The sequence below is a fragment of the Luteimonas sp. A611 genome (assembly GCF_054072715.1).
In genome coordinates, this window is sequence record NZ_JBSVRP010000001.1 from 1615605 (window position 1) to 1626660 (window position 11056).

Annotated in this window: 10 protein-coding genes; 2 read left to right on the plus strand and 8 right to left on the minus strand. The window is 69.8% G+C overall.

Features of this window, described 5'->3' with window-relative positions:
* Positions 1-45: 45 nt before the first annotated feature.
* Both ACW5EG_RS07150 and ACW5EG_RS07155 read left to right on the plus strand, forming a co-directional pair.
* Positions 46-348, plus strand: coding sequence for a DUF2388 domain-containing protein (locus tag ACW5EG_RS07150; protein ID WP_457018090.1), 303 nt, complete (start codon positions 46-48; stop codon positions 346-348).
* Between the two features lie 8 nt (positions 349-356).
* Positions 357-2186, plus strand: coding sequence for a DUF7844 domain-containing protein (locus ACW5EG_RS07155; protein ID WP_457021136.1), 1830 nt, complete (start codon positions 357-359; stop codon positions 2184-2186).
* A 250-nt stretch (positions 2187-2436) separates the two neighbouring features.
* On the opposite strand, the gene yeiP is transcribed toward ACW5EG_RS07155, so the two are convergent.
* The 8 genes from yeiP to ACW5EG_RS07195 all read right to left on the minus strand — a co-directional run bounded on the left by yeiP (position 2437) and on the right by ACW5EG_RS07195 (position 10974).
* Positions 2437-3003: an elongation factor P-like protein YeiP gene (gene yeiP / locus ACW5EG_RS07160; RefSeq protein ID WP_457018092.1), complete on the minus strand. Its 567-nt coding sequence runs from the start codon at positions 3001-3003 to the stop codon at positions 2437-2439.
* Positions 3004-3277: 274 nt separating this feature from the next.
* Positions 3278-4048, minus strand: coding sequence for an SDR family NAD(P)-dependent oxidoreductase (locus tag ACW5EG_RS07165; protein WP_457021137.1), 771 nt, complete (start codon positions 4046-4048; stop codon positions 3278-3280).
* 54 nt (positions 4049-4102) lie between these two features.
* Entirely contained in the window at positions 4103-6661 is a 2559-nt protein-coding gene (locus tag ACW5EG_RS07170) for a sensor domain-containing protein (RefSeq protein ID WP_457021138.1), read from the minus strand.
* Positions 6658-7551, minus strand: coding sequence for a hydroxymethylglutaryl-CoA lyase (locus tag ACW5EG_RS07175; RefSeq protein WP_457018096.1), 894 nt, complete (start codon positions 7549-7551; stop codon positions 6658-6660). Before ACW5EG_RS07175 ends, ACW5EG_RS07170 begins: the two co-directional genes overlap by 4 nt.
* Complete coding sequence (locus ACW5EG_RS07180; RefSeq protein ID WP_457018097.1) at positions 7548-7691, minus strand: hypothetical protein; 144 nt, start codon at positions 7689-7691, stop codon at positions 7548-7550. Before ACW5EG_RS07180 ends, ACW5EG_RS07175 begins: the two co-directional genes overlap by 4 nt.
* Complete coding sequence (locus ACW5EG_RS07185) at positions 7688-9688, minus strand: acetyl/propionyl/methylcrotonyl-CoA carboxylase subunit alpha (RefSeq protein WP_457021139.1); 2001 nt, start codon at positions 9686-9688, stop codon at positions 7688-7690. The genes ACW5EG_RS07180 and ACW5EG_RS07185 overlap by 4 nt, the downstream gene beginning before the upstream one ends.
* 47 nt (positions 9689-9735) lie before the next feature.
* Positions 9736-10119 (minus strand): GxxExxY protein, encoded by a 384-nt coding sequence (locus ACW5EG_RS07190; RefSeq protein WP_457021140.1) that lies wholly within the window; start codon positions 10117-10119, stop codon positions 9736-9738.
* A 72-nt stretch (positions 10120-10191) separates the two neighbouring features.
* The gene (locus tag ACW5EG_RS07195; RefSeq protein ID WP_457021141.1) at positions 10192-10974 is read right to left on the minus strand and encodes an enoyl-CoA hydratase-related protein; all 783 of its coding nucleotides are present in this window, start codon (positions 10972-10974) and stop codon (positions 10192-10194) included.
* Positions 10975-11056: the final 82 nt, after the last annotated feature.

Genomic DNA, 11056 nt, shown 5'->3' on the forward strand with positions numbered 1-11056 from the left:
CGGCGAGCCGCTAAACTGGCCACCCCGCACCCGGACCTCTCGTCGATGAAAGCTGCCGCATTCCTGTTTGCGCTGTGCGCCTGCACCAGCCTTGCCTCCCACGCTGGAAGCTTTGCCGGGACCACCGGCGGCGCGGCTTCGGCAGGCAGCTCGGCTTCTTCGGGCAGCAGCTCGGGCGACGACAAGGTGGTTGCCGTTGCGCGCGAGGATGCTGCGCTGTTCGTCGCCAGCGATGGCGTGATCCGTGGCGCCCGGCTCGAGGCGGCGCTGCGCCAGCTGCGCGAACGCGATCCGGCAGCGCGCACCGCCAGCGACCTGCGGCTGGCGCAGGCGATCCTCGCCCGCTGAGCGGAACCATGGGCGCGATTGGCCACGCCTGGCTGCTGGCCACGCTGCTGGCGGCGGCCGCGCCGCTGCAGGCGACGCTGCGGATCGATGTCGACCCGGCGGGCCTGGCGCTTGCCGAGCTGGAGGCGAGCCACGCACTCGTGTCGCGCACGCGGGAGCTGCTGCCGGCGACGTTTGAGCACGATCTCGATACGACCGTCGTGCTGCGCTGGCGCGATGACCTGCCGCATGCGGTGCACGGGCGCGCGCACGGCGGACGCATCGGACTGCGCCGCTCGCTGTTGGACGGATGGTTGCGCCGCGATCCGGCGGCAGGCGATGCCGATCCGGATGCACGCGTCGCACTGGCGGCACTCCTGCACGAACTGGCGCACGTCCACGACCGCTCGCCGCGCGGCGGCCTGTCGCGGGAGCCGCGCCTGCTCGACCTGGCCGGCTGGCCGGTGCAGCCGCTGCGCCTGGGGCTGCGCACCTCACGCAACGACCTGCGCGATCGCACGCCCGATGCCTACGAGCTGGCCTCACCGGCCGAATTTGTCGCGGTGAACTTCGAGCATTTCCTGCTCGATCCGGGCTACGCCTGCGCGCGCCCAGCGCTGTACCGTCATTTCGCGGACCGGTTCGGACTGCCGCCGGCACGGGGCGCGACGACGGGCTGTCCGCGGCAACTGCCGTTCGTCGCGGCGGGACAGGGCGGAGCGATGCTGCAGGGACTGGAGCTGGATCCGTCGCGGATCCATTCGGTGGACTACCTGTTCGCCGAAGCCAGCGAACAACCAATGAGCCGCTGGGGCCACGCCATGCTGCGGCTGGTGGTGTGCGCGCCGGGGCGGCCGCGCGGGCCGGAGTGCAGGCTCGACCTGCAGCATCACCTGGTGCTGTCGTTCCGCGCATTCGTCGACGACGTGCAGGTCTCCAGCTGGCGCGGCCTGACCGGTTCGTATCCGTCGCGGCTGTTCGTGCTGCCGCTGGAACAGGTGGTGGACGAGTACACCCGGGTCGAGCTGCGCGGCCTGCAGTCGATCCCGCTGCGGCTGGACGATGGCGAGGTCGCGGGCCTGCTGGAACGGGCGGCGCAGATGCACTGGAGCTACGACGGCCGCTACCGCTTCATCGACAACAACTGCGCGGTCGAGACCTGGAAGCTGCTCAACGACGGCGCGCCGCGGCTGTCGCAGACACGACTGCGCAGCATCACGCCGACGGGCCTGCTGCGTCGGCTGGAGCGTGAAGGCATCGCCGACATGTCCGCGCTCGACGACGCGGCGCGTGCGCTGCGCGAGGGATACCGGTTCGCGTCGATGGGCGAGCATTTCGACGCGATGTTCGCGATTGCCGACGCGGCGCTCGGACTGCCGGCCGCCGATGCGCGGGCATGGTTTGCGCTGGATCCGGAATTGCGCACGCCCTTTCTCGAACGCGGCGATCTTCGCGCGACGGCTGCGCTGCTGGTGCTCGAAGAGGCCGCCATGCAGCGAGAGCAGGCACAGGCGAGGGAGGCGCTGAAGCAGCGGATCCTGCGCGGCGACGGAGCGTCCGGCGAGGCCGCCGAACGCCTGCGGCAACTGTTTGCCGATGGTGCCTGGGCAGGACGTCCGTCGCTGCTGCTGGGTGGCGCAGGCTACGGCCTGCCGCGGGCGAACGAACGTGCAAGCCTGGCTGGCCTGCTCGAGCGGGATGACGCGCGGCTGCGCGCACTGCGTGACGCGCTCCACCTGCAGGCCCGTGAGTGGCTGCCGCCGGCGCAGCTGGCGCGGCTGGAGGGAACGGAGCGCAACCTGGAACGCCTGGGTGAACGTCTGCGCACGGTGCAGGACACGGAGGCATCCAGCCATTGAGGTCCGCGCTGCGGGCTAGCCGTACACGCGGCCCGGGGAACACGAAACAGGCAAATCCCGTCATCCCGGCGAACGCCGGGATCCATCTTGATCTGTCTTCAGGGCCCGTGCAGGAGAACGGCAACGGCACAATGGATCCCGGCGTTCGCCGGGATGACGATTGCAGAGTATCTACGTAAGCGGTGACAAGGCGCTGCCGGGCTTGCTGCGCAAAGGCGTTGGTGGTGCCGACGAACTGGCGAGCCGACACTCAGTCGGCGCGGCCGCCGAACTCGCCGGTGGTGGTGTTCACCAGCACGCGTTCGCCGTTGGCGATGTACTCCGGCACCATGATCTCGAGGCCGGTGTTGAGCGTCGCCGGCTTCGGTCGCTTGGTGGCGGTGCCGCCCTTGAGCTCGGGCGGGGTATCGACGACTTGCAGCGTCACGTGCTGCGGCAGCTGCAGCCCCACCGGCTGGTCGTCGATGATCTGCACGTAGCTGCCCTGCAGGCCGTCGGTGATGTAGCCCGCGTCGTCGCCGATCACCTCGGCGTCGAGCGTGTAGGGGGTGTAGTCCTCGTCGTCGAGGAACACGAAGGCCTCGCCGTCCTTGTACGAGAACGTGGCCTGGCGGCGCAGCAGCTCGACCTCGGTCAGGTTGTCTTCGGCATCGAAGCCCACGTCCGTCTTGTTGCCGCCGGGCACGCTGTACATGATGAAACGGAAGCGCACGTTGCCGCCGCGACCCTGCGGCGAACTGCGCTCGATGTCACGCACCTGGTACACGGTGCCGTTGTGTTCGACCACGTTTCCTTTCTTGACGTCGTAGGCTTTCATGGGAAGACCGGGGTTGGGGATAAGGGGGTTGGAATCGGGACCTGAATCGACACGCCTCGTTGTCATTCCGACCCGAGGCCTCGCTGTCATTCCGACCGGAGGGTCGCTGTCATTCCGACCGGAGGGAGGAATCTCCGCCGGAGAAGATGCCACACGTCATTGGAGACGTCATGCCGGTGCGGCGTGGAGAAGATCCCTCACTTCGTTCGGGATGACATCCGGGCGGCGGGCGAGATCCCTCGCTGCGTTCGGGATGACCGCCGCTGTGTGGCGGTCATTTCGGCGCCAGCCGCACCGCGCCGTCGAGGCGGATGGTTTCGCCGTTGAGGTAGCGGTTGCCGAGGATGTAGTGCACCAGGTCTGCGAACTCTTCCGCGCGGCCGAGGCGGGCGGGGAAGGGGATCGAGGCCGAAAGCGACTTCTGCACGTCTTCGGGCATCCCGTCCACCATCGGCGTCCAGAAGATGCCGGGGGCGACGGTGTTGACGCGAATGCCGAAGCGGGCGAGTTCGCGCGCCATCGGCAGGGTCATGGCGACCACGCCGCCCTTGGATGCGGAGTACGCGGCCTGTCCGATCTGCCCCTCGTAGGCCGCGACGCTGGCGGTGTTGACGATCACGCCGCGCTCGCCGTCATCGCCGGCCGCGTTGTGCTGCATCACAGCCGCTGCAGCCTTGGCCACGTTGAAGCTGCCCACCAGGTTGACCATCACCGTGCTCTGGAACTGTGCCAGCGGCATCGGTGCTTCGCGGCCCAGCACGCGGCCCGCGCCGATGATGCCGGCGCAGTTCACCGCCACGTTGAGCCCGCCCATGGCGTCGGCCGCGGCCGCGATGTTCGCCGCCACGCCCTCCTCGCTGGTGACGTCGGTGTGCAGGTAGCGCGCCTGCGCATTGCCGAGCCCGGCGATCGCAGCCGCACCCTTGTCATCGTTGACGTCGAACAGCGCGACCTGACCACCATCGGCAACGATGCGACGGGCAACGGCCAGGCCCAGTCCCGAGACGCCGCCGGTGATGACGGCGCGGATGGAGGAAGGCTGCATGGGGTGCCCCGGATCGGAAAGGCGCGATTTTAGCGTGTCGCCTTGCAGACTGCCTCAGCCTTGCGCGCGCAGCCGTCGCGCAAACTCGTCCGGTGGCAGCCCCGGCGCGAACAGGAAGCCCTGGCCGATCGGCACGCCCAGCTGCAGCATGAAGCGCCGCTGCGCCTCGGATTCGATGCCCTCGGCCACCAGTCCCAGGCCCAGGCTGCGGGCGATGCCGGCCACCGCCTGGCAAACCGCCACGTCAGAGTGGTTGGTTGGCACGCCCTCGACGAACAATTGGCTGAGCTTGAGGCCGTGGATGGGCAGCCGGCGCAGGTAGTTGAGCGCGCTGTAGCCTTCGCCGAAGTCGTCGATGGTCAGGATCACGCCCATTTCGCGCAGCGTGGCGAAGGTGCGCAGGGTGTCGGGCGCATCCTCGATCAGCACGCGCTCGGTGAATTCCAGCTCCAGCGCCGACCCCGGCAGTCCGTGCTCGTCCAGCGCCTGGCGGATGGTGTCGGCCAGGTCTTCGGCCAGGAACTGGCGGTACGACACGTTCACCGCGACCCGGATGATGCCCAGGCCCGCGTCGCGCCATTCGGCCGCCTGGCGGCAGGCCTCGTGCAGCACCCAGCGACCGATGCGGACGATGTCGCCGGTGCTTTCGGCGTGGCCGATGAAATGGTCCGGCCGCATTTCGCCCAGCTGGTGGTTCTGCCAGCGGATCAGCGCCTCGGCGGCCACCGTGGTGCCGCGGCGCAGGTCGACCTGCGGCTGGTAGACCAGGCGGAACTCGTCGTTGTCGGCGGCGCGGCGCAGGTGGGTTTCCATGCGCAGCCGGTCCTGCTGCGACTGCGCGAGTTCGGGGGTGAACTCCTGGCGGCCGTTGCGGATCCGGCGCTTGCTGTCGTACATCGCCGCGTCGGCGTTCTGGATCAGCGTCTGTGGCCGGTCGCCGTCGCGCGGCGCGCGCGCGATGCCGACGCTGGCGGTGATCGCGAACTCCTCCTTGTCGAAGCGGAAGCTTTCGCTGAAGGCGTCCAGGATCGCGTCGGCGATACGCTCGGGCCGCGCGTCGTCGTCGCCGGTGTTGCAGATCACCAGGAACTCGTCGCCGCCGAAGCGCGCGATCAGCCCTTCGGTCCCGGTGGCGCGGCTGATGCGGCGCGCGGCGGCGGCGAGCAGGTCGTCGCCGGCGGCATGGCCGAGCACATCGTTGACCACCTTGAATCGGTCCAGATCGATGTACAGCACCGCCATCGGGCCGTGCACCGGATCGCGCATGCGCGTCTCCAGCTCGTGCAGCATCGCGTCGCGGTTGAGCAGGCCGGTGAGTGGATCGGTACGCGCGCGGATGCGCAGGGCTTCCTGCTCCTGCTTGCGCTCGGTGATGTCCTGCAGGGTGCCGGTGATGCTGGTGCCTTCGGAACGGTTGATCTCGGCCTCGCCGATGATGTACAGCCACAGCGGACTGCCGTCGGCGTGCTTGCCTTCCACCTCCAGGTCGATCGGCCGGTTGCCGTCGATGGCCCGGCGCAGTGCGGCGTCCAGGCGCAGGCAGTCGGGCTCGGAGAGCACCGCCAGCAGGTCGCCGATCGAATGTACATCGCGGCCGCCGCCGATGATGCGCAACGCTTCCTCGGTCATGTACAGCGCGTCGCGGTCGACCTCCCATTCCCAGCCGCCGATGTGCGCCAGCGACTGCGCGCGATCGAACAGGGCGCTGTCGCGCTTGAGCTCGGTGACGTCGCTGAAGAACGACAGCACCTGCAGCGGGCTGCGCCCGCCCGGCGCGAACAACGGCACGCTGCTGATCGAGAGCCAGCGCAGGCGGCGCTCGGGGCGGTGGTAGAGGCCGAGCACCTGGCTGCCGGTCGCCTTCCCGGTGCGCAGCGTGAGCGTTGGCGGCAGCTCGCGCAGGTCGAGCGGGTGGCCGGCTTCGTCGACCACCGCCCAGTCGGCCGGCTGCAGGTAGGCCTGGAAGTCCTGGTGCTCGTCGGCGCCGAGGATCCGCATCGCCGCCGCATTGGCCTGCAGCAGGTGGCCGCTGTCGTCGAACACCACCACGCCCTTGTCGATCACCTCCAGCAGCTGTCCGTAGCGCAGCTCGGCCATGCGCCGTGCGCTGAGGTCGCGCGCCACCGCCACCACGCAGCGGCGGCCGTCGTGCACGAAGCCGGCCGAATGCACCTCGACCGGGAAGCGGGTACCGTCGCCGCGCTTGTTGGTGACCTCGATGACGTAGGTCTCGCCACGGTGCAGCGTTTCCAGCACCGGCCGCATGTGGTCCTTGGGCAGGTCCGGGTTGAGCACTTCGATCGGCTGGCCGACGATCTCCTCGCGCGGGCGCCGGTACGCGGCCATGCCGGCGCGGTTGAGGTCGAGCACGATGCCGCTCTCGTCGAGGATGCTGACCGGGTCGGGGACCGCGTCGAACAGCGCGTGGTAGCGCAGGCGGGCGCTCTCGGCGTCGGCGCTGGCGGCCTGCAGTGCTTCGCGCGCCTGCCCGAACAGGGCACGGGCGTCGGGCGGCAGCGAGGCGTCGACGCTCGCGGCCTGCAGCGCGGCGAGGATGTCGGCGTTGCCGCAGCCGGGCGCCGCCTCCTCCTCGGACGACGGCTGCGCGTTCATCCGGCCGCCAGCGCCCGGCCGGCCTTGCTGCCGGTTTCGCGGCCGAGCAGCCCCGCCAGCCAGCGCCCCGTTGCCGCCAGCGCCGCCAGGTCGATTCCGGTGTCGATGCCCATGCCGTGGAGCATATACACCACATCCTCGCTGGCGACATTGCCGCTGGCGCCTTTCGCGTAGGGGCAGCCGCCTGCGCCGGACACTGCGCTGTCCACCACCGCCACGCCTTCTTCCAGGCACGCCAGGATGTTGGCCAGCGCCTGGCCGTACGTGTCATGAAAATGTACCGCCAGCGACGTCATCGGCACCGCGCCAGCCACCGCGCGCAGCATCGCCCGGGCTTTGCGCGGCGTGCCGACGCCGATGGTGTCGCCCAGCGAGATCTCGTAGCAGCCCATCGCGTGCAGGGCGGCGGCCACCCGCACCACGTCGGCCAGCGGCACTTCGCCCTGGTAGGGGCAGCCGAGCACGGTGGACACATAGCCGCGCACCTGCACGCCGTCGACCTTCGCGCGTTCCAGCACCGGCTCGAAGCGCTGCAGCGATTCGTCGATGCCGGCGCCGATGTTCGCCTGGGTGAACGCGCCGGAGGCGGCGGTGAAGACAGCCACCTCGCGCGCGCCGGCCGCATGGGCGCGCTCGTAGCCCTGCAGGTTCGGCACCAGCACCGGGTAGGACACCCCCGGCTGCCTGTCGATGCCGGCGAACACCTCGGCGGCGTCGGCCAGCTGCGGCACCCATCTGGGGCTGACGAAGCTGGTGGCTTCGACGGTCTGCAGGCCGGTCGCCGAGAGGCGGTCGATCAGTTCGATCTTGGCCGCCGTGGGCACCGCCACCTTCTCGTTCTGCAGGCCGTCGCGCGGGCCGACCTCGACGATGCGCACCTGGGCGTTCACGCCAGCAGTTCCGGGTGCGGCGCCACGGGCCTGGTCGGGTAAAGCGCCTGCGCCTCGACTTGCGTGCTCACCTGCAGGCACGCGGCCGGGGGCGGCAGCTGCGCGCCGCGATACGCGCTTTGCGTGCGCGCTGCCGTCATTGCGCAGCCTCCAGCACGACCAGCACGCTGTCGGCCTCGACGAACTCGCCCACACTCGCACGCACTTCGCCTACCACGCCGGTGCGCGGCGCCTTCAGCGCAAGCTCCATCTTCATCGCTTCCAGCACGGCCAGCTCCTGTCCAGCTTCCACCTGATCCCCCGCGGCGACGCGCAGTGCCACCACGCGTCCGGGCATGGGGGCGCGCACCCGGTCGTCGCCGGCATCCTGCGCCGCGGGCTCGTGCCGGTACACCGCAAGCGACTGCAAAGAGAGCCGCCGCACGCCATCGTGCACGTCGACGCGGCCCGGGCGCAGCGACACGCGAAAACGCCGCCCCTGGCCATCCATACGCAGGGAGAGGCTGTCGTCGGACAGGCGTGCGCCTTCGATCGCGGCAAAGCGGTCGCCGCAGCGGATGCGATAGCGCCCATCGTCGCCCTGCGCCAGCAGTTCGATGCGTTCGCCTCGGTGCTGGAACGCCAGCGGCCGCTGGCCGGCGTGGCCCAGCCGCCAGCCGTCCGCGATCGCCCACGGCGAGGTGGGATCGTTCGATGCGGCCGCGGCCTCGCGCTGGCCGCGCTCCTGGTCGAGCAGGGTGGCGGTGGCCGCTGCCAGCAGCAGTCCGGTGTCCGCCGCGTGCGCAGTAGTGAACTCGTCCAGGTGACGGTCGAGATAGCCGGTGTCGATGCGCGCCTCGACGATCGCCGGGTGCCGCACCAGCGCCTCCAGGAAGGCGATGTTGGACTTGGGCCCTTCGATCACGCACTGCGCCAGCGCCTCGCGCAGGCGGGCGAGGGCGGAGGGGCGGTCACGGTCGTGGACGATGAGCTTGGCGATCATCGGGTCGTAGAAGATCGATACCGTGTCGCCTTCGACCACGCCCGAGTCGATGCGCACCTGCGCCGTGGGGTCCGGCAGTTCCAGCCGGTCCAGCCGTCCGGATCCGGGCAGGAAGCCGGCGTCCGGATCCTCGGCGTACAGCCGCACCTCGATCGCGTGGCCGCGCTGGGGCACGTCCGCCTGTGCCAGCGGCAGCGACGCGCCCGCGGCGATCCGCAGCTGCCATTCGACCAGGTCCAGGCCGGTGGTCATCTCGGTGACGGGATGCTCGACCTGCAGCCGGGTGTTGATCTCCATGAAATAGAAGTTGCCGGCCGGGTCGACGATGAACTCGACCGTGCCGGCGTTGCCGTAGTCGATCGCGCGCGCCGCCAGCACCGCGGCCTCGCCCATCGCCTGGCGCAGCGCCGGAGTGAGGAAGGGCGAGGGCGACTCCTCGAACACCTTCTGGTAGCGGCGCTGCGCCGAGCATTCGCGTTCGTTGAGATGGATGACGTTGCCGTGCGCATCGCCGAACACCTGGATCTCGATATGGCGCGGCGATTCGACGTAGCGCTCCAGCAGCACGCGATCGCGTCCGAAGGCGTTGGCGGCCTCGCGCTGGCAGCTTTCCAGGCTGGGCAGGAATTCGTCGGCCGAATGCACGACGCGCATGCCCTTGCCGCCGCCGCCGTGCGCGGCTTTGATCATCATCGGAAAACCGATGCGTGCCGCCTCCCGCGCCAGCAGCGCCGGCGACTGGTCCTCGCCCGTGTAGCCAGGCACCACCGGCACGCCCGCGGCCTGCATCAGGTCCTTGGCGCCGGCCTTGCTGCCCATCTTGCGCATCGAGGCGGCCTTCGGGCCGATGAACACCAGGCCTGCCGCTTCCACCGCGTCGGCGAACTCGGCGTTTTCGCTGAGGAAGCCGTAGCCCGGGTGGATCGCCTGCGCACCGGAGTGCCTGGCCACCTCGATGATCGCCTCGCCGCGCAGATAGCTGTCGGCGGGCCGCGGCCCGCCGATCGGATACGCCTCGTCGGCCAGGCGCACGTGCTGCGCATCGGCATCGGCCTCGGAGAACACGGCGACGGTGCCGATGCCAAGCCGCCGCGCGGTACGGATCACACGGCATGCGATTTCGCCGCGGTTGGCGATGAGGATTCTGGTGAACATTCTTCTGGCCACGGATTGCGCGGATACACGCGGATATGACGCGGAGTCTATGAGAAAACGCGGCGGCGGAACTCCGCGCGCGGACCGAAGTTGAGGAGCAGGCCGAGCTGGATGCCGGTCGCTTTCAAATAGTTGAGTAATTGGGCTTCATGGGCTGCCAGCAGGCCACGACCGGCCTTGACCTCCACGAGTACGCAGTCTTCCACCAGCAGGTCGGCGCGAAAGCAGCCAACGACCTGGCCGTGGAAGCGCACCTCAATGGGCATCTGCCGTTCGACGGTCAGCCCGCATTCTTCCAGCCGCATGGCCAACGCCGCCTCGTACACGCCCTCCAGAAATCCATGGCCGAGTTCGGTGTACGTCTCGAAAAATGCCCCGATCACGCGTCTGCTGATGTCCCGATGCAAAAGTCCCACCGCGTCCGCATCCATGCGACTCCTCCCGATCCCATTCGCCTGATCCGCGTTCATCTGCGCAATCCGTGGCCAAACCCCGCCACACATTCACTCCACCCAGTTCGCCTTGCGCTTGTCCAGGAACGCGGACAGGCCTTCCTGGCCTTCCGGCGAGACGCGCAGTGCGGCGATCAGGCGGGCGTTGGATTGGTCGAGCTGGTCGCGGTCGGGCTCCAGGGCGACGTCACGGACCAGCCGCTTGGCGGTCGCCGAGGCGATGGGGCCGGCCTTGAGCAGCAGCGCGACCTGGCGTTCGACCGCGGCGTCCAGCGCGTCGGCGTCCACCACCTCGTGCAGCAGCCCCATCCGCAGCGCCTGCGCCGCATCGAAGACCTCGGCCGTGGCGAACCAGCGCCGCGCCTGGCGCGGGCCGATCGCCGCGACCACGTAGGGTGAGATCACCGCCGGCAGCAGGCCGAGCCGGCTTTCGGTCAGGCCGAACTTGGCCTCCGCTACGCCGATGGCGATGTCGCAGCACGCGACCAGGCCAACGCCGCCGCCGAACGCCGCACCGTGCACGCGCGCGATCGTCGGCTTGGGCAGCTCATCCAGCGTGCGCATCAGCCGGGCGAGCGCCAGCGCGTCCTGGCGGTTGGCGTCTTCGCCGGCGGCGGCCATGCCGCGCATCCAGTTGAGGTCGGCGCCGGCCGAGAACGAGGGGCCTTCGCCTTCGAGCACCACCACGCGTATGCCGGGGTCGGCGGCGGCGCCGTCCAGCGCGGCGGTCAGACGGGCAATCAGCCCGGCGTCGAAGGCGTTGTGCAGTTCGGGCCTTTGCAGGCACAGCCGCAGGACGGCTCCGGTGCGGCGGATCGACAGCGGTGCGGACATGGCGTCGTGGTGGATGCGGCAGGCTCTGCATCATAGCCGCCGGCAAGTCGCCAACCGGGTAAGCGCCGAGCGATGACGGGGT